This window comes from Clostridium sp. Marseille-P2415 (genome assembly GCF_900155545.1).
Classification (GTDB): domain Bacteria; phylum Bacillota; class Clostridia; order Lachnospirales; family Lachnospiraceae; genus Lacrimispora.
The window spans coordinates 1,273,896-1,292,118 of sequence record NZ_LT732526.1; the positions used below are offsets into that span (position 1 = coordinate 1,273,896).

Sequence of the window (18,223 nt, forward strand, 5' to 3'; positions counted from 1 at the left end):
TTTATCGTTCCTTTCCCTTCCCTCAAGGCGCATTCAAGTTATGAAATACTCTGCCTGACAGAAATTGTGCTTATTTTACTGCCCCCGCCACAACGCCGTTCATGATCCATTTCTGGCAGAACAGATACACGATCAGAATGGGCAGGATTACCATAAGGTAAGAAGCAAATGCCAGATTATAATTTACAGAAAACTGACTCTTAAATACGTACTGAGCCAGTTGTAAGGTCTGCTGATCCTGATCACTTAACAATACTAACGGCATGGTAAAATCATTCCAGGTCCACATAAAGGAAAGAATGGCAACCGTTGCCGTAGCAGGCTTCAGTACAGGAAAAATCACATGGTAAAATATCTGAAACGGATTTGCCCCATCCATTTCAGCTGCTTCATCCAGCGCAGAAGGGATGCTTTTTACCGCCCCGCAATAAATAAACGTATTCATTGGCAAACCAAATACGATATATAAAAATGTAATGCCAAAGATATTTGCCAGATGAAAGAAGTTTGCCTGCACCACCAGCGGAAGCATGATTACACAGAATGGAATGAACATGGCGCTGACAAAATAGTAATACATCATGCGGAAAAACACATGCTTCTTTCTGTTGCGGGTAATGGCATATGCCACAAAAGAATTGGTGATCAGTGTGGCAGCGAGGTTCACCAATGTGATACATGTGGTGTTTAAAAATTTGCGGGGGAATTCTGTCAGTTTCCATGCATCCACAAAATTCAGCAGCCTGATTTTCTTCGGCAATGCTAACACCTGATTCATATCAGACGGATCCTTAATGGCTATCATAACTGTCATATAAAGGGGGAGTAAAATGACGAACCCGGCACCAGCAAACAGCATTGCGGTCACAAGGATATTTGATTTATGTTTCATCCGATTTTTTCCTCCCGCTTCTCCAGAATTTTAAGCTGTAATATTGATACCGTCACCACAACAATAAATAATACAACAGCATTTGCCATCTGGTAGGAAAACTGACCGGCACCAAATCCCTTTTTATATATTAATACTGCAATAGAGGTAGTCGTAATTCCAGGTCCTCCATCCGTCATTGCCATGATTTGATCGTATATCATGAGATAACCTCTGGCCGCAAGCACCATATTGATGGTAAAGGATGGTGCCAGCAACGGGAATGTGATATGAAAAAATCTCCGTAGACCTGTAGCTCCGTCTAAAGCTGCAGCTTCATACACGTTCGTATCCACAGACTGCAGGCCGGATATGTAAATCAGCGTATGAAATGCACACCCGCTCCATATGGTCACAACTATAATTCCCCAGATGGCACGGGTCGTTCCGAGAATGTTGACACTCAGCCCTTTGATGCCAAGCAGCTGACCAAACACCGGAATCAGATTGGCAAAAATGAAGTTAAAGATAAACCCTACAATCACACTCCCAAGCATATAGGGAAGAAAGTAAACTCCCTTTAAGAAGTTCTTATACCGGATATCTGCATTTAAGGCACAGGCCAGGATCAGACTGATGAGATTTACCAGCACCGTACAGATAATGGCAAAACGAAAGGTGAATATATAAGCATGGATCGTATCCCCGTCCCTGAAGATCTGCATATAATTCCTCAGTCCGACAAAATTCCAGGTTCCGTATCCTTTCCAGTCAGTAAAGCTGTAAAAAACGCCCTTCAGAAATGATACGGTATGGAACAGAAAAAATAATCCTGCCATCATGCCGACGCTTAAAAAATATATTGGATCTACCGATTTGTTTTTCTTTTTCATCGTGATTCCTCATCTGCTATTCTACATTGGCTGCGTCATATTTTTTATCACAATCAGCAAGAAATGCTGCTATATTTTCCGCATCACCCATTCCGTTTACGTGGTTCAAAGAGTATTCTGATAAAAGAGCGGACAGATTAAACGCAGAGGGGTAATCATGATCCGGAAAGTTCGCAACCTTTCCTTTTCCGATATCCTCTTTCACACCGGCTACCCTGGCATCCTTCTGCTCAACTCCTTTTACTGCTGAAAATGCGAACTGATCATCGATATAGGCCTTTGCATTTTTCTGTTCCAATAAAAAGGCCAGAAATTCTTTTGCGATAGCAAGGTTTTTCGAATCCTTATTGGCGCATAGCAGCATATCCACTCCTGAAGTCACATAATTTTTTGATTCATCGTTTGAGGAAGGAAGCGCAAACATATCTACGTGAAAATCCGGGTTTGCATTGGTAAACTGATTGATTGCCCAATTTCCATTGATCATCATAACGCCTTTTCCATTTGCAAACGCCTTGTTGCCATCATCATAGGTCGTCCCCATAAAATCATTCTGTGCATGCTTTAACAGTTCCAGATATTTTTCAGCAATCTCCTGATGGGTAGCCGCAAAGGTAGTTGTTCCTGTACGGCGGTCTTCGGCAAATCCTTCCGGCTGCAGGTCAGGGGCCATGCTGTTCCATGGGCAGAGTCCGGTCCAGGCATCTTTAAACGTAAAGACGAACGGTTCCTCTCCTGCCTGTTCAATCTTGTGGATCACTTCTATAAATTCATCCCAGGTTTTTGGTATCTTAAGGTTCAGCTCGTTAAACTTATCTACGTTATATAAAACACCGGATGCATTGGCAGCATAAGGAACTGCATACGGGATTGCTTCTTTTCCCTTCTGCACATCATATACCATCTGTAAGTAGGACTCCTGAATGGAATCCATGTAGCTTTCTTTACTTAAATCTGCCAGCACGCCCGTCTCCTGCACTTCCTTATAATTATTATCACCGCCCAAAGCCATGATATCCGGAACATCATTTTTCGCCAGCCTGGTCTTTAATACTGTTCCTGGATCTGCAGGTGTATTTAACACGATAGTCACTCCGCTTTCTGTATGAGCCTGATTGAACGCATCCACTAAGGATTGCAGGATTGCTGCATTTTCTGACTTGGAAGAAAAAAATTCGATCTCTTTTTCTTTCTTCCCGCAGCCTGCAAGTGTCATAGTTGTCAAAGCCAGAGCTGCCAAAGCCCACATAGCAACCATTTTCCGTTTCATATCTAATTCCCTCCTATCATTGTTAATCACTTAGGTTATGCGCATAACTAACAATAAAAAAATAACACAGGCTGCCGCCTGTGTCAAATGGTTTTGCGCATAACCAGTAATTTGCAGTACTATATTTATTATATTTTAGCAATATTGCACAATGATCTATTCTATGCGTTTTACAGATTCACGCTCAATCAGCTGAACAGGAAGCAGCCAATCCTGTTTTTGTTCATGATTAATCAGGTTCAGCAGCGCCTTCACTGCCATCTCCCCTTTTTTCTCTATACTCTGACGCATAGTGGTAAGCCTGGGCTTCGATAACCGGGCATACAGCAGATCATCAAAACCGGTGACCGAAATGTCTTCCGGAATCCGAAACCCCATATCCCGAAGAACCGAGCAGGCCTCCAGAGCATAAAAATCAGAGGCAAAAAACAGTGCGGTCTGCTGATGAAGCATAGCTTGCATCTTCTCGATCTGTTCCATCCGCTCCTGATAGACAGGGGATATGATTACATGCTGCTCTTTGGTGACCTCAATCCCGCTTTCCTGCAATGCTTTTTTAAATCCCAGCCACCGGTAATGGTCAACTCCCCGGTCATTATCCGCCAGCAACAGAATCTTCCGATGTCCCATGGAGGTAAGATATTTTCCCATTTGATAACCTCCGCTAAAGTCATCGGTCATGACAGTGGTGTAATTATATTTTTTATTGATATAGGTATCTACGGAAACAATCGGCTTATTACAGTGTTCATGAAGACTCAGCAGAAAATCCTCATTAAGGTTGCAGGCAATCAGGCCATCCAGATTCCATGCAATGGTCTGCCGGATGATCTCCTGTTCATCCGGAACGGTTATCATCAGCATATAATGATGATTCTGTTTAATGTATTGATCCAGGTATCCTACCAGAGCACTATAATAAGGATCTGCCAGCGCAGGCTTGTTATCCTCCTCTTTGTTCTGCAGGATCACACCAAAAATGCCGGATCGTTCCTGTGCCAGCATCAGCGCACTCATACTCGGCACATAGCCCATCTCCCGAACGGCCTCTTCGATTCTCTTTCTGGTCTCGCCGGAAACCCGCTGCTCTTTTCCATGAATCACATTGGATACGGTAGTAGTACTGACTCCCACATATTCAGCAATATCCTTTATTCTTACCATAATGATTTCTCCATTTCTCAGGCTCATTATAGTCCAGATTGCTTGTGATTGTCAATTCCATGCAGAATGATTCCATGGATTCTTATTTCATTTCATTCCAGTATCCCTTATTCGCTTCTATTAAATCGTCGAGCAGCGCAATGGCGGTATCCGCGTTTACAACGGTACGGTTTAAGACCAGTGCCTGAAGCGCCTTCTTCTTATTTCCCTCCAGGCAGGCATCTACCGCCAGTTTTTCGTATGCATGCTGGTTCTCCATCATTCCCTTATAAAAGGTTGGAATCGGGCCGGCTGCCAGAGGCTCCACCCCATTCCTGCCGACGCGGCAGGGAACTTCCACCATCATGCCGTCATCCACGTTTTCGATGATTCCCCTGTTTTCCGTGATGATCAGGAATATTTCCTTTGTGTTATTGGCGAGTGCTGCAGCAAGGTCCACGATATATTCCGCATGGCATCCTACATCCGCTGTCAGTTCATATTCCGTGCCACGGATTTTTCCGAGAGCAATGATTTTTTTCAGGCATTCATAAGTTTCTTTCTCGTTCCCATCCATCACCTCATTGGCTCTCGTATATTCCGGGTTTTCTTTGGCATACATTTTATGAGGGTATAGATAATACTGCAGATAAGTATTCGGAAGGTACTCGTCAAAGTCGCTAATCATCTGGCTCATGAAATGGAACGTAGCTTTCCACGATGGCTCCTGGAACAGCGGTTCCGTCTGCACATCGACCGGTGTCTTCAAAATCTCCTTCAGTTTCGGCAGATAATCTTCTCCGGTCTCCTTGTCATAAATATGGGTAAACCAGCCGAAATGATTAAGTCCAAAATATTTTGGATCTAAGTCTTTTCTCTTCTTACCAAGAACGGCCGCATACATATCCATGATGGCAATCGGCATATCACAGATATTGATAATGCGGTAGTCGTCCGGGAATACGCGTTTTGTCGCCTCGGCAACGATAGCCGCCGGATTGGAATAGTTGAGAATCCAGCATTCCGGTGAATATTTGCGGATATCATTGACCAGTTCGATGATGGCAGGAATGCTTCTGAGACCATAGGCAAATCCACCTGCGCCGCATGTCTCCTGGCCTAAACAACCATGTCGGATAGAAATCTTCTCATCCTGTTCCCGCATTTTAAGGCGTCCTGCACGGATCTGCATCAATGCAAAATCGATATCCTGAAACGCGGTTTCCTTATCCGTGGTGTACACAATTTCTTCCAATTCCGGATAATACTCACGGAATAAGATTTCTGCATACTTCCCAACGATCACCTGTCTTTCTTCCTCAATGTCATACAGGACAATTCTCTTAAGCGGAAATCTTTCCTTCTGGTTGCACAGCATGGCTAACATGTCCGGGGTATAACGGCTTGCTCCGCCTATGATACAAATGGAATACTTCGTCATATAAAATATCTCCTTTTTCAATTATTCATTTTCTGTTTTTAACTGGTCCTTTACCGCGTCCTTTGCATTCTCAACGGTCAGGCCGATAATAATCTGTACATTGTTACCATTGACGATAACGCCTTTCTGTTCTGCTTTTTTTATCATGTTTTCGTCTACCTTAGATACATCTCTCACATCACAGCGTAATCTTGTAAAGCAGTTATTGACGGCTTCGATATTGGCGGCTCCTCCAAGTCCTTCGATAATCCGTTTGGCATCTTCGGAACTGTAACCCTTCGGGGCGGATGCACCCTCTGTTTTCCTATTCTCATTTGCTTCTTCCGCAAAAGCATGATCGCGTCCCGGTGTTTTTATATCTAATTTCTTAATCAGAAAGGTAAATACCAGGTACCATACCACCGTCATAAGAATACCCACGATAAAAAATATATAAATCTTTGTGAGCTTCGGACTGATGACAGAGTTGCATACGATGGTATCTAACAGGCCGTAAAGAGCATACGTCCTGGAGCCCAGAATCCAGAGAAGGGTTTCCGATATACCCGTAATTAAGCCATGTACCAGCCACAAAAGCGGTGAAATAAAGAGGAATGCAAAGTCAAGCGGCTCCGTAATTCCGGCTACCGCCGCTACGAATACCGACGGAAAAATCATGCCTTTTACGGCTTTTTTATATTCCGGCTTCGCACAGCGAATGAATGCCAGTCCGATTCCAATGCTTCCGAATATCTTGGCAAATCCAAAAGTGGCAAAACGTATGGAACTGTCAATCGCAGTAAGGGAGGCCGTATTCCCCATCTCTGCATAGAAGATATTGGCAGCCCCCTGTACCACCGAGCCGTCGATATTCAAAGTACCCCCAAGCCCTGTAAAACAGAACGGCATCCACAGCAGATGATGAAGCCCTGTCGGGATTAAGAATCTGTTTCCAAAGGAATAGAGAAACACACCGGCTGCTCCCGCATTTTTCATAAACCGGGCCATAAGGGAGATTCCCGTATTCACGACAGGCCATATATAGGAAAGTACAATCGCAAGCACCAGGGTAATCGGAATCATGATTAAGAATACAAATCTCGATCCGCCATAGATACTGAACATCTCCGGAAATTTCTTTTCACAAAATTTGTTGTGTATATATCCGGTGATACAGCCCAGAACCAGCCCCAAAAATACATTCATATCGATGACCTGAAATCCCAGGACCATGTTCTGTCCCGTTCCGAACAATCCCATCGGTCCGGCTTCCGCCAGCATTCCCCGGGAAGACAGCCACGCGTTATTGGCTCCAAGGAAAATCAAATAGGCAATGAGACTGATAACCGCCGCGTCAACTTTCTTTTTCTTTGCAAACGCCGTTGCAAGCCCTACGCAGAATATAACGGATAAATTATTAAGCATTGTATCCATCATCGTCTTAAGAAGTGTTCCTGCAAACACCACAACAGACGGCATGAAATCCAACTGCATAATTACAGCCGCTGCAAGCACCAACCCCATAATCGCCAGAAACATGACAGGCTGTATCGCAGCCCTGGAGAAGTTCTGGCTCATCTCCATTAACTTTTTCTTCATGCTTATCCCCTCCGATATTTATGATGTTTTTATTATATCTGACGGGTTACTAATTTCAATAGATTCGGAAGATTTGTGAACTTATCGCAAGAAAGTAAAAAAGTTTACCTTTTTATAAATAAAAAACAGTGCAAACAAGGTTTTTAACCCTGCGCACTGTTTTCTGTTATTTTGTTCTGTTTTCTTGATTTATATATTTTTGAGAGTATTCGCACAACGCCATCTCCAGAAGAATGATAAGATTGGCTGTAAAAAAATCAGGTCTGTAATAATTCTCTTCTGTCCGTTCTCCGGATATTTCAATTGTATAATCCGCCATGGTCCCAAGGGGAGAATCCTTTCTCGCAGTTAAAGCCAAAACTTTAAATCCATTATCCGCAGCGGCATGGACCCTGTCAAAAATCTCAAACCTGCTTCCTGAAAAAGACATAAAAATAAAGAGCCCCGCAGAATCCTTATGAAATGCAGCAAAATGATAACTGCTTACCGCATCAAACCCAAACATCAGAAGCTTCTGCAGATAATAATCCCTGGCCGCATCGCATAAGCCGATTGAGTCAAGGTGAATTTTCGCCCCACGATATTCATTCAGCAAGTCAGTCAGCAGCGTAATTCCTTCTCTGGCAGTATTCGTTTCATTCTGGTGAACCATATGCGAGAAATCGGCCGACTTCTGATTTCTGTTTGAAGACATCAGAACATAATACATCTCACTGTAACCGCTGTATCCTAACTTTTTAGCCAGTTTTACAACTAATGCTTTGGACACAAAGCATTCTTTCGCGATCACGTCAATGCTTACTTTTTCTCCTTCCAGAATATGGGCGTGGATTCTGTTTACTACGTTTTTTTCCAAATCTGTTAAATAGATACTTCCCTCCATATGCATTCCTCCAGAAGTCTATTATAACAGATTTTAATATTACCTTAAACAGTTTCAACGAAACCCGCATAATTGACCCTAACAATGATGATTCTGCTCTCCGCAATCATGATGACCATTATGGTCGTTATGATGTTCATGGGTACATGTGACATTCTGATCGTACTGAAGTGTTCCGGAAAGCAATGCCTTTACAGCTTCATCCGCATCTCCGGAAACTCCACCATATAACTTGATATCGGCTTCGTTCAATGATTCTTTCGCACCAGCTCCAATTCCACCGCAGATTAGTGTGTCAACGCTAATCTTCTTTAATATGCCGGCAAGCGCTCCGTGGCCGCTTCCATCGGTATTGACCACAGCGGCCGTCACAATCTTATTGTCTTCAATGTCATAAACCTTGAAACGTTCTGTCTTCCCATAATGCTGGAACACCAGTCCATTATTGTATGTTACTGCAACTCTCATATCATTTTACCTCCCTTCAATTATATGTATCATATGATCAAGCCAATCTCCTTCAAACATTTCAATCATCCCGGAGTCACATGCCGCTGCAAGCTTTGGATCGATTGGCAGTTTCGATACTGTGTTGATGTGATATTTCTCAGCGATTGTATCCGCATGTCCTTCGCCAAAAACTTGGTGTTTTTCTCCGCAGTTCGGGCAAACTATGTAACTCATATTTTCAACTAAGCCAAGTACCGGAATGTTCATTCTTCGAGCCATATTGACGGCCTTCTCAACAATCATGCCAACAAGCTCCTGTGGTGAGGTTACGATCATAATTCCGTCTAACGGGATAGACTGGAATACAGTTAATGGTACATCCCCTGTCCCAGGCGGCATGTCAATAAACATAAAATCAACATCCCCCCAGATGACATCTTTCCAGAACTGTTTTACTGTTCCGGAAATAACCGGTCCACGCCACACGACCGGATCAGTCTCATTTTCCATAAGCAGATTAAGCGACATAACCGATATTCCCGTTTTGGTTTTGACTGGATATAATCCCAGTTCGTTGCCGGAAGCCCGTTCATGAAGGCCGAATAGTTTTGGAATAGACGGTCCGGTAATATCGGCGTCAAGTATCGCTGTTTTATAACCATCCCTTTGGGCTAAAACAGCCAGCAGGGAAGTGACCAGTGATTTTCCTACACCACCCTTTCCGCTTACTACACCGATAACTTTTTTTATCTGGCTAAGTTCATTAGGTTTCTCGATGAAGCTGGTCTGTTTCTGTGTTCTTTCAGAACAATCACTCGAACACGAGGAACAATTGTTATCACAATTTTCACTCATTTTTCTCATCTCCTGAATAATATCTTCTTTTATGACAGTGCCTGCAGCCGCATGGACCTTCGTTACAGAGAACATAATCGCCGCCGCTGATGGATAGCTCCATGCCTTTCACGAGACATTCGGCTAGTTTAACGCGGGCACTGTTATAAATTGCCTGAGCGGTCGTTCTGGCAACTTCCATACGAATTGCACATTCCTCTTGCGTAAGACCTTCTAAATCAATCAGCCTTATTGCTTCAAACTCATCTACCGTCATTACGATAATTTTGCGCTCATTTGATTCATTGTCCAACGGTCCAAAGCTCTGATTATCCGGCATGCAGCAGACACGTCTCCACTTTTTCGGTCTGGGCATTTTTCACCGTCCTTTCTTGTTAAGTAACTGGCATATGCCATTTACTCAGTAAGAATAGCACGGTTATTGGCATATGTCAATAATCTTTTTATTCTTTTTAATCAGGAAACGACAGCGTTTATCTTTTTATGAAACAGTTCTGCATTACTGAATTCTTAACTTAACACATTTTACGAATCCAGCCTTCCGGAGCTTGAACAGTTCCGAGTTGAATTCCGGTCAGTGTGTCGAAAAGCTTTTGAGTGACCGGACCCATTTTCTCCATACCAGAGGGAAAACAAATCTCTTTCCCCTGATTGACTACTTTACCTACCGGAGAAATCACTGCTGCTGTTCCGCATAATCCGCATTCTGCAAATTCCGACAGTTCAGATATCGCCACCGGCCTCTCAATCACCTTCAAACCAAGATAATGTTCCGCAACATGTAACATGGAACGCCTGGTAATGGACGGCAGTATGGAATCTGATTCAGGTGTTACAATTTCATTATCCTTTGTAACAAACAGAAAGTTTGCACCTCCGGTTTCCTCCACATATGTTCTTGTTTTGGAATCTAAAAACATGTTTTCATCAAATCCGGCCTGATGAGCGGTTACATACGCATGAATGCTCATGGCATAGTTTAAGCCCGCTTTCAAGTGTCCGGTTCCGTGGGGCGCCGCACGGTCAAACTCACTGACGCATAGCGTAAGCGGCTTTGCTCCGCCTTTAAAATAGGGACCAACCGGAGTACAAAGCACCCGGAATTGGTATTGATCGGATGGCTTTACGCCTATTACCGGTCCGGATGCAAACATATATGGCCTTAAATAAAGTGTTGCACCCGTTCCATAGGGAGGAACCCACGATGAGTTTGCTTTCACTACCAGGTCAAGCGCGTCCAGAAACCGTTCTTGGGGAAATGGGGGCATTTCCAACCCTTTTGCCGAATTCATCATACGTTCCGCATTCATATCCGGGCGAAATGTAACAATATCTCCATTTACCGTTGTATATGCCTTTAACCCTTCAAAGACCTCCTGACAATATTGCAGGATTCCGGCGCACTCATTGATGACCACATTGGGGTCTGATATAAGCTCTCCCTGATCCCATTCCCCATTTATATAATTTGAAACATATCGCTTATCGGTCTGTATATAAGAAAACCCGATATCCTTCCAATCAATATTCTTCTTTTCCATACGCATGAAACCTCCGATTGTTTACAAAAGCATTGCAACATCCAGCTGCAATGCTTTTGTGTTTTCACTGAGTCATTCTATAGTTTTTCAACCTGAGCAATTATATTCTGCACAGCTTCTCTAACATATTTCGGATCTGTTGCCAGATTCAACCGGACAAAGCCATCAAAATTTTTACCAAAGCAGTCTCCATAATCGGCTGCCAGGTGACATTTCTCCTGAATGAATTCTTTTAGCATTTCCGGCTTTACACACCCTCGCATATCCAGGAAAAGAAGGTAAGTCCCTTCAAGAGAACAAACGGTAATCTCTGGCACCTTTTCGTTGAGTTCTTTCTTCAAATAGGTGTAATTATCCCGAATTACTTCCAGAACATTGTCCACCCATTCACTTCTGCAAGAATAAGCCGCCTGTGTTGCTGTAAGGCCCATAACATTCATTTCTGTGCGATTTACGCCCTTAGCAAACTCGTCATAAGTCTCCATCAATTTATCATCTGTAATAACAATATGAGAATGCAGCAAAGATGCCAGATTAAATGTCTTTGATGGTGATGACAATGTAATCACCATATCCCGGTATTCACCATTGGCAACTACTGCAGATGGTATAAACTTTTTATCTCCCAACGTGATATCCTGATGAATTTCATCACTTACTACTAACACATGATGCTTCCTGCAGATTGCCAAAATTCGCTCCAATTCCTGCTCCGTCCAGACTCTCCCGACCGGATTATGCGGAGAACATTGTATAAACATTTTTACCTGATTGTCTACGATTGCCCTTTCAATTGCGTCGTAATTCATAGTAAAGTATCCATCATTATAATCCAAGTCTACCGTTACCAAATTTCTTCCGTTATATGTAACTACGTTATGAAATGGATAATAAACAGGCGTTAGAATCAAGCAGGAATCCGATGGCTTTGTAAATGCATGTATCATCCATGCGATCGCCGTTACACAACCAGTGGAAAAACGGACCCACTCCTTCTTTACCGGGAAATGATATCTCTGCTCCATCCAATTTGAAAATGTTTTATAATATTCATCGGGTACAGAAGAATATCCAAATACACCATGCTTTATTCTGGTAATCATGGCATCAATTACTTCATCACAAGTTTTAAATTCCATGTCTGCGATCCACATGGATATTAAATCCGGATCACCAAAACGAGAATCCAGTTCATCCCATTTCAAACTATTTGTATTGCGCCTATCAATGATGTAATTTTTTAAAAACTCCTGCTTATTCATGATAACCCCTCTCCTTCACCTTTATAGTTTATTTAACACTTCATCTAAATTTAATGTTCTCATACCATCTTCAAGTATAAAAAATGGAATTCCGAAACCACCATTTCTTTTCACATTTTCAAAAAGTGAATCATGCTCCCTAATCTCTAAATAATCCCGCAATGCAGGAAAACTGGCAGAAAGATCTGAAAAAACAATCTCAGCCTTTTTTTCTTTTAATTTGCAAATTGCATATATGGTATCCGGACACAAATGGCTTCCAATTACATTAACTTTCATTTCCAGTCTCCTATAAGCTCTCTTTATTCTACAACTGCAACAGCTTCTATCTCGCAAAGAACACCCTTGGGAAGAGCTTTTACTGCTACACAACTCCTGGCCGGATTTGAAATAAAGTAACTTGCATATACCTCATTAAAAGCAGTAAAATCTCCCATATCTGCAAGGAAGCAAGTAGTCTTAAATACTTTTTCATAGCTTGACCCTGCTGCTTCAAGAATTGCCCCTACATTTTCACAGCTTTGCTTTGCCTGTTCTTTCAGCGTGCTTTTTACGCTTCCGTCTCTCACATCTACCGGTAATTGTCCCGATATATATACCACTCCGGCATGAACATAAGCCTGGGAATAGGGACCGATTGCAGCCGGAGCATTTGTTGTATTTATTCTTTTCATTATAAGTCCTCCTGTACCTTGTTATAATATTGTAACTAAATTTAGGATTCTAACTGATTCACTTCAACCGCTTTCGTCTTAAAAAGACCTAGTTGAATTACCAGCACAGCAACTATCATGACAATAATCGGATAATATGAATACCTCATCAATTCCAAATAACTCACATTACCATATTGCTGAGCTAGTAAAATACTGCTATCATAGGGAATTAAAGACAGTATTGCGCTGGAAAAAACGGTCATGAGGCTGGCAATTTTTTTCGTTGAAATATTATATTTTTTGCCCAGCTCTTTTGCAATAGGTGATGTAATTATGACTGCAACCGTATTGTTTAATGTTACACCAGATATAGCTCCTGTGACCAATGAAATTAAATATTCGCAGCCTTTCGCTCCTTTGATCTTATTCGTCAGAGCTTCTAACAGCCAGTCAATTCCTCCATAATATTCAATTAGTTGTATTAAACCAGAAACTAAGCTGGAAAATACCACTAAAAAGAACATTTTTTCCATTCCGGCACCAATGGCTTTTGTCCATTCAAAGAAAGATACTGTCCCCATGGATATTCCGATTATACCCGTGGTCAAAATTCCAAGCATTAATGTGATTATTACTTTTATTCCTTTTATTGAAGCAGCGATAACCACTGCATAAGGTAAAATATTGATAATATTGTAACTGTCAGTCATTATTTTTTCAGAATCACCAGCACCTCGACTCAACACTGCATAAAGTACTATAGTGATTATCACAGCGGGAAGCGCAATTAAGATATTGAGTTTGGCTATATCCTTTATTTTTGCATCAACACCATTCGCAGCACAAATTAATGTACTTGAGATAAAGGAAATCGCATCACCAAAATATGCTCCTGCAATTGCTGCGGCTCCAGCCATGGCAATATTTATCTCTGCTCCCCGCGCTAATGCAACAGCAACTGGAATAATGGCTACTTGAGTTCCCATTGAAGTTCCTGTACTTGTTGATATGATACAGGAGATAATAAATACTCCGGGTACAAGAAAATTTATCGGAATTAAATCAATTCCCATATTAACAACTGAACTTTCTGCTCCAATTGCTGATGCTGCGGATTGAAACCCACCCGCCAGCAAAACAACCAGCCCTAACAACATCACTCCGTGTCTGCCGGCACCTTTTGTATAAACACCGACCTTTGTATCAAATGAAGTTTTACTATCAAAAAAAACAAAAGCAACACAAATTGCTATAACAACCGCTACATACCTTGGCATTTGCCCAAAGGGATCTTCTGTTCCATTTATGGTAAAAAACACACCGCACCCAACATATAGAATCAGAAAAATAAGCATAGGTAAAAACGCTAACCCCTTATAGTTTCTCTTACTCCTCGTCTCATCCATATAAAACCTCTCCGTTTCTCTTATTTTAAGAAGCAGTTATATATTTCTCATTATGCTTCTTGTTAACAGCTTCGTTAATTCTGTTCAAGCCTTTTTCTAATGTTGCCTTAGGACAAGCCAGATTCAGTCGAATAAAACAATCCGAGTTTTGAACAAACATATTACCTCCTTCCAACAATACTCCTGCTTTATATGCGAAAAACAGAGGCAGATTTTCATCTTTTTCAAAATAGGCGCTTAAATCAACCCATGCAAGATAAGTTGCTTCAGAAATTCTAAATTTTGCCTTTGGCAAATGTTCTGCAAAATATTCCTTTGTTATTTTAAAATTCCTGTCAAGGTATACTTGCAATTCATTAAGCCAGTGTTCTCCCCTTTCATAGGCCGCCTGAGCCGCAGCAATGCTTAATGGATTATCAAAATTATAATGTCTGCTATACCAAATATCCTTTAGTTTATCATTGCGTATGATGATATTGGATATCATGAGACCGGCAAGGTTGAAGGTCTTACTTGGCGCCATACAGGTAATCAATCTTTTATACTCTGGCATAATTTTACCAAGCGGAATATGCTTCTGCCCGATTCGAATCAAGTCACAATGGATTTCATCAGAAATAACCCAAAGTTTATATTTATCAATGATGTCTGCCATTTTCTTTAATTCTGCCTCTTTCCAGACACGGCCGGTAGGATTGTGAGGATTGCAGAGGATAAATAACGTTGTCTTTTCGTCAGACGCTTTCTTCTCAAAATCCTCGAAATCAATTGTATAATACCCATCCTGATTTGTCAGATTGGAACAAACACTTTCCCGATGATTAAAATCAGCTGCATACTTAAAATAAGCATAGGATGGCGTTAAAAACAGGACTTTTTCGTCTGGTTTACATATATATTCAACCAACTCATATAAAGCAGGGATAATACCATTTGACATAACCAGGTCTTTCTTATCAAAAGTCCATTCATACCGTTTCTTACACCAAGCAGAAAATGCCTGATAATAATCGCTTGAGAATACTCTTGTGTAGCCAAAAATACGTTTGTCCAGACGCTCTCTGATTCCATCAATTACAACATCTGGTGTTGCAAACTCCATATCAGCAACCCACATTCGGATAAACTCTTCATCTTTATAGGGAAAAGTCATCGTTTCATCAGCATGAAAGATATAATCACGAAAGCCATCTGTGTTCATGGCATTTGTGTTCACTCTATCAATCACTTCGTCAAAATCGTACATTTTTTCTTTACTTCCTCTCTTTTTTTGTACATACTATACGTTGCAAGTAAATTCTACTAATAATTTTCTGTTAAGTCAAAGCATCTATAGTTTCATATAAATAGATTTTTTGTTCTTAAATTCTATTTTAAATAGATTTTTTGTTCTTAATATGATACAATTTATGCAAGAAAGCTCAAAACCTTTAGTTTTCGACTAATAATCTATTTTAAAGAAACTTTTGGAGGGAATATGTCAGAAATAGCAACCGAAATGGGAAAACGAATACGGACTTTTCGCCGGATGAGAAACATGTCCATAGAAGAACTGGCTGGGATTATATGCAAAAGCAAAGCAAGTGTATCGAAATATGAAAGAGGTGATATCATACTGGACATCGTGACTTTATATGATATCGCAGAAGCACTGAAAATTCATGTGGAACAATTGTTGCCTAGTGGCACGGAACGGACTATTATTTCCACCAATGGAAAAAAGCCGGCATTTTTTAATGGAGTTTCTCAATTCTACTCCTACCTGTTTGATGGCCGGCTGAATCAAATCATACGCTGTGTTTTTGATGTATTATCAGAATCAGAAGATTCCAAATATAAAATTATGATGTATATGAATTTTAAAGATTATAAAAATTACCAAAATTGCGAAAATACTTACTGGGGCTACATTGAACACTATGATGCACTTACAAACATACTTATGAGAAATCAGGACACCCCAATGGAACATGTCACAGCAAGTATCCTGGCTTCCTTTCTCGATTCGGATACAAAGTGGGGGCTCTTCTTTGGTATATCGTCCCGTCCAATGATGCCAATATCTGTTAAAATGCTATTTTCAAAGAGACCGTTAAAAGAAGATGAAGCTCTTATAAAACAGTTGAAAATTTCAAGAGAAGATATACGTCTTCTAAAGCTTTATAATATGTTATCTGCTACCTAAAATAACAAGGAGGCGGAAGGCCAGGATATGAAAGAAATGCTTACCGTTATTTAAACAGGAAAGCTCTTGTTTTATCCTGGCCTTTTTGTTAATAATTTTTATTTTCAGCTATTTCCGAATGATCATCTGATTGTAAAATTATAATCACATCTTTGACATTGTGAAATAATATGTTCACCATCTTCTTTGTGATATGCACCAGCCCATTTACAAATACTTTGTAAGATGGGGACAACAGACTTTCCTTTATTCGTAAGACTATATTCCACTTTTGGAGGAATTTCATCGTAAGATTGCTTCTGAACAATTTGATCGGCAATTAATTCGTGATTTCCATTTCCCTCCGAATATTATCAATCCATATTCCAGAGGGCAACGAATATCTTTTTCTAACTTTGGTTGATACATTTTCGTAACCGGTGCGAAAAATTCGATATCAACAGACCCAAAATAATGATAAGCCCTCCAACCCATTGTATTGTAGTAAGTTTTTCTTTCAGTACTATCTGAGCTGTAATAAGACCAACCACCGGAACAAGAAGTGACAGCGGAGCAACTTTTCCCGCAGGGTATTTTGCAAGCAATGTACTCCATAGACCATACCCAATCAGCGTTGCAAGCAGTGCCAGATATAAAATGGAAAAGGCGGCTGATGCGTTGATATGACTTAGCTGTTGCCAAACCAGTACAGGCTTACCAATGATTACAGCCGCTGCCAGCATCGGAAACGGCGGAACCAGGCTGGACCATATAACCATACTGAACATATTTAAATTCTTTCCCTGTGCTTCTGCCTCTCTTGATGCATACCTTACGATAATATTGGAAATTCCCCAGAAAAGAGCGGCGATTACCGTCAGGAAAAATGCCACTCCCGGTATAGCCGCGCTGCCATGGGTTCCAATATTGCCGCTTATGAAAAAAAGACCTGCTCCAGCCACGATAAGACCTGCTATTTGACCCGCTCTGATTTTTTCCTGAAACAGCGCACCTGCAAGTAGAATCGTAAAAAATGCCTGTGACTGCAATACCACCGATGCAATCCCGGCAGGCATCCCGATATTTTCTGCATAAAAAAGGCATGAAAATTGTCCTACTCCGACGGTCATTCCATAAGCGACAATATATTTCCAACTGGTATCCGGCCGTTTTACAAAAAAGATCGCAGGCAGTGCAGCAAATACGTACCTGAATGCCACCAATAACATTGGTGACATTTCATTTACTCCAAATTTAATTACTGTAAAATTGATGCCCCACAGCACTATAACAAATACAGCAAGTATTCTATCCCATATTTTCATAAATTATATCTTTATTCCTCCATGAACAATCCACATCATTTGCTTCATAACCATCCTATTGCAGATACAAAAAAATTCTGCTCAGCTGCCAACCGCACAGAATTTTTCATAATTTAGGCAACAGATTCAGGCTAAACCGTAAATCTTAACCTCAGGATCCGCGCTCCATAGCGGCTTTAAGCCGACAAATACATCGTTTTTGAATAAATCGCTTGTCAGATATGCCTGTGCGTGCTCTATGCTGTCGAATCCGTGCAAAACCTGAACATCCTCATCGCGGATCAGCAGGTCTTTTGTCAGGGCGCCTTCAATTGTGTTAAGGAAAGGATCACGATAATCTGTATAAATCTTTGCTGCTGCCGGACGATTGGCATTTTCAATTTTCATTGTAATTTCAAGATATGCTTTTACTTTCACTGTTTGTTCCTCCTAAACATTCATATATTGCTCATTTTTTTGAGCTTGTATCAATTATAAGAAAAGAT

Annotated in this window: 19 protein-coding genes and 1 pseudogene; 1 reads left to right on the forward strand and 19 read right to left on the reverse strand. The window is 41.1% G+C overall.

Annotation, left to right across the window (positions count from 1 at the left end):
• Window positions 1-70: 70 nt before the first annotated feature.
• The 16 genes from BQ9856_RS10830 to BQ9856_RS10905 form a co-directional block, all read right to left on the reverse strand.
• Window positions 71-892, reverse strand: a complete 822-nt coding sequence (locus tag BQ9856_RS10830; protein WP_077611042.1) for a carbohydrate ABC transporter permease — start codon at window positions 890-892, stop codon at window positions 71-73.
• Complete coding sequence (locus BQ9856_RS10835; RefSeq protein ID WP_442855584.1) at window positions 889-1,713, reverse strand: carbohydrate ABC transporter permease; 825 nt, start codon at window positions 1,711-1,713, stop codon at window positions 889-891. The genes BQ9856_RS10830 and BQ9856_RS10835 overlap by 4 nt, the downstream gene beginning before the upstream one ends.
• Before the next feature lie 67 nt (window positions 1,714-1,780).
• Complete coding sequence (locus BQ9856_RS10840; RefSeq protein WP_077611044.1) at window positions 1,781-3,034, reverse strand: ABC transporter substrate-binding protein; 1,254 nt, start codon at window positions 3,032-3,034, stop codon at window positions 1,781-1,783.
• A 156-nt stretch (window positions 3,035-3,190) separates the two neighbouring features.
• Entirely contained in the window at window positions 3,191-4,198 is a 1,008-nt protein-coding gene (locus BQ9856_RS10845; RefSeq protein ID WP_159441981.1) for a LacI family DNA-binding transcriptional regulator, read from the reverse strand.
• Between the two features lie 82 nt (window positions 4,199-4,280).
• On the reverse strand, window positions 4,281-5,618 hold the full coding sequence (locus BQ9856_RS10850) for a 6-phospho-alpha-glucosidase (protein ID WP_077611046.1): 1,338 nt from the start codon (window positions 5,616-5,618) through the stop codon (window positions 4,281-4,283).
• 21 nt (window positions 5,619-5,639) lie between these two features.
• Window positions 5,640-7,196, reverse strand: a complete 1,557-nt coding sequence (locus tag BQ9856_RS10855; RefSeq protein WP_077611047.1) for a PTS transporter subunit EIIC — start codon at window positions 7,194-7,196, stop codon at window positions 5,640-5,642.
• A gap of 166 nt (window positions 7,197-7,362) precedes the next feature.
• Window positions 7,363-8,079 carry a MurR/RpiR family transcriptional regulator gene (locus tag BQ9856_RS10860; RefSeq protein ID WP_077611048.1) on the reverse strand — a complete coding sequence of 239 codons (717 nt, stop codon included), beginning with the start codon at window positions 8,077-8,079 and terminating at the stop codon, window positions 7,363-7,365.
• Between the two features lie 78 nt (window positions 8,080-8,157).
• Window positions 8,158-8,547 carry a NifB/NifX family molybdenum-iron cluster-binding protein gene (locus BQ9856_RS10865; protein WP_077611049.1) on the reverse strand — a complete coding sequence of 130 codons (390 nt, stop codon included), beginning with the start codon at window positions 8,545-8,547 and terminating at the stop codon, window positions 8,158-8,160.
• Window positions 8,548-8,553: 6 nt separating this feature from the next.
• Complete coding sequence (locus BQ9856_RS10870; protein WP_077611050.1) at window positions 8,554-9,384, reverse strand: Mrp/NBP35 family ATP-binding protein; 831 nt, start codon at window positions 9,382-9,384, stop codon at window positions 8,554-8,556.
• The gene (locus BQ9856_RS10875) at window positions 9,377-9,739 is read right to left on the reverse strand and encodes a DUF134 domain-containing protein (protein WP_077611051.1); all 363 of its coding nucleotides are present in this window, start codon (window positions 9,737-9,739) and stop codon (window positions 9,377-9,379) included. Before BQ9856_RS10875 ends, BQ9856_RS10870 begins: the two co-directional genes overlap by 8 nt.
• A gap of 160 nt (window positions 9,740-9,899) precedes the next feature.
• Window positions 9,900-10,925 carry a branched-chain amino acid aminotransferase gene (locus BQ9856_RS10880; protein ID WP_077611052.1) on the reverse strand — a complete coding sequence of 342 codons (1,026 nt, stop codon included), beginning with the start codon at window positions 10,923-10,925 and terminating at the stop codon, window positions 9,900-9,902.
• Window positions 10,926-11,002: 77 nt separating this feature from the next.
• A complete protein-coding gene (locus tag BQ9856_RS10885; protein WP_077611053.1) occupies window positions 11,003-12,187 on the reverse strand; it encodes a MalY/PatB family protein in 1,185 nt (394 codons plus the stop codon).
• 21 nt (window positions 12,188-12,208) lie between these two features.
• Window positions 12,209-12,466 (reverse strand): glutaredoxin, encoded by a 258-nt coding sequence (locus BQ9856_RS10890; protein ID WP_077611054.1) that lies wholly within the window; start codon window positions 12,464-12,466, stop codon window positions 12,209-12,211.
• A 23-nt stretch (window positions 12,467-12,489) separates the two neighbouring features.
• Window positions 12,490-12,861 carry a Rid family detoxifying hydrolase gene (locus BQ9856_RS10895; protein ID WP_077611055.1) on the reverse strand — a complete coding sequence of 124 codons (372 nt, stop codon included), beginning with the start codon at window positions 12,859-12,861 and terminating at the stop codon, window positions 12,490-12,492.
• Window positions 12,862-12,902: 41 nt separating this feature from the next.
• A complete protein-coding gene (locus BQ9856_RS10900; RefSeq protein ID WP_077611056.1) occupies window positions 12,903-14,249 on the reverse strand; it encodes a Na+/H+ antiporter NhaC family protein in 1,347 nt (448 codons plus the stop codon).
• Between the two features lie 25 nt (window positions 14,250-14,274).
• Window positions 14,275-15,495, reverse strand: coding sequence for a MalY/PatB family protein (locus BQ9856_RS10905; RefSeq protein WP_077611057.1), 1,221 nt, complete (start codon window positions 15,493-15,495; stop codon window positions 14,275-14,277).
• A 291-nt stretch (window positions 15,496-15,786) separates the two neighbouring features.
• Between BQ9856_RS10905 and BQ9856_RS10910 the strand changes: the two genes are divergently transcribed.
• Window positions 15,787-16,434 carry a helix-turn-helix domain-containing protein gene (locus BQ9856_RS10910; protein WP_235839190.1) on the forward strand — a complete coding sequence of 216 codons (648 nt, stop codon included), beginning with the start codon at window positions 15,787-15,789 and terminating at the stop codon, window positions 16,432-16,434.
• Between the two features lie 122 nt (window positions 16,435-16,556).
• On the opposite strand, the pseudogene BQ9856_RS10915 reads toward BQ9856_RS10910, so the two are convergent.
• The 3 genes and pseudogenes from BQ9856_RS10915 to BQ9856_RS10925 form a co-directional block, all read right to left on the reverse strand.
• Window positions 16,557-16,842, reverse strand: a pseudogene (locus BQ9856_RS10915) (winged helix-turn-helix transcriptional regulator).
• Complete coding sequence (locus tag BQ9856_RS10920; protein WP_077611059.1) at window positions 16,824-17,738, reverse strand: EamA family transporter; 915 nt, start codon at window positions 17,736-17,738, stop codon at window positions 16,824-16,826. Before BQ9856_RS10920 ends, BQ9856_RS10915 begins: the two are co-directional and overlap by 19 nt.
• A 126-nt stretch (window positions 17,739-17,864) precedes the next feature.
• Window positions 17,865-18,155, reverse strand: coding sequence for a hypothetical protein (locus BQ9856_RS10925; RefSeq protein WP_077611060.1), 291 nt, complete (start codon window positions 18,153-18,155; stop codon window positions 17,865-17,867).
• Between the last annotated feature and the right edge of the window lie 68 nt (window positions 18,156-18,223).

Excerpts from the sequence above, each read along its gene's own strand:
- BQ9856_RS10900 (WP_077611056.1), bottom strand. The coding sequence starts at position 14,249 with ATGGATGAGACGAGGAGTAAGAGAAACTATAAGGGGTTAGCGTTTTTA.
- BQ9856_RS10835 (WP_442855584.1), bottom strand. The coding sequence starts at position 1,713 with ATGATGGCAGGATTATTTTTTCTGTTCCATACCGTATCATTTCTGAAG.
- BQ9856_RS10850 (WP_077611046.1), bottom strand. The coding sequence starts at position 5,618 with ATGACGAAGTATTCCATTTGTATCATAGGCGGAGCAAGCCGTTATACC.
- BQ9856_RS10855 (WP_077611047.1), bottom strand. The coding sequence starts at position 7,196 with ATGAAGAAAAAGTTAATGGAGATGAGCCAGAACTTCTCCAGGGCTGCG.
- BQ9856_RS10885 (WP_077611053.1), bottom strand. The coding sequence starts at position 12,187 with ATGAATAAGCAGGAGTTTTTAAAAAATTACATCATTGATAGGCGCAAT.
- BQ9856_RS10890 (WP_077611054.1), bottom strand. The coding sequence starts at position 12,466 with ATGAAAGTTAATGTAATTGGAAGCCATTTGTGTCCGGATACCATATAT.
- BQ9856_RS10875 (WP_077611051.1), bottom strand. The coding sequence starts at position 9,739 with ATGCCCAGACCGAAAAAGTGGAGACGTGTCTGCTGCATGCCGGATAAT.
- BQ9856_RS10840 (WP_077611044.1), bottom strand. The coding sequence starts at position 3,034 with ATGAAACGGAAAATGGTTGCTATGTGGGCTTTGGCAGCTCTGGCTTTG.
- BQ9856_RS10880 (WP_077611052.1), bottom strand. The coding sequence starts at position 10,925 with ATGGAAAAGAAGAATATTGATTGGAAGGATATCGGGTTTTCTTATATA.
- BQ9856_RS10895 (WP_077611055.1), bottom strand. The coding sequence starts at position 12,861 with ATGAAAAGAATAAATACAACAAATGCTCCGGCTGCAATCGGTCCCTAT.
- BQ9856_RS10920 (WP_077611059.1), bottom strand. The coding sequence starts at position 17,738 with ATGAAAATATGGGATAGAATACTTGCTGTATTTGTTATAGTGCTGTGG.
- BQ9856_RS10910 (WP_235839190.1), top strand. The coding sequence starts at position 15,787 with ATGTCCATAGAAGAACTGGCTGGGATTATATGCAAAAGCAAAGCAAGT.
- BQ9856_RS10830 (WP_077611042.1), bottom strand. The coding sequence starts at position 892 with ATGAAACATAAATCAAATATCCTTGTGACCGCAATGCTGTTTGCTGGT.
- BQ9856_RS10860 (WP_077611048.1), bottom strand. The coding sequence starts at position 8,079 with ATGGAGGGAAGTATCTATTTAACAGATTTGGAAAAAAACGTAGTAAAC.
- BQ9856_RS10905 (WP_077611057.1), bottom strand. The coding sequence starts at position 15,495 with ATGTACGATTTTGACGAAGTGATTGATAGAGTGAACACAAATGCCATG.
- BQ9856_RS10870 (WP_077611050.1), bottom strand. The coding sequence starts at position 9,384 with ATGAGTGAAAATTGTGATAACAATTGTTCCTCGTGTTCGAGTGATTGT.
- BQ9856_RS10865 (WP_077611049.1), bottom strand. The coding sequence starts at position 8,547 with ATGAGAGTTGCAGTAACATACAATAATGGACTGGTGTTCCAGCATTAT.
- BQ9856_RS10845 (WP_159441981.1), bottom strand. The coding sequence starts at position 4,198 with ATGGTAAGAATAAAGGATATTGCTGAATATGTGGGAGTCAGTACTACT.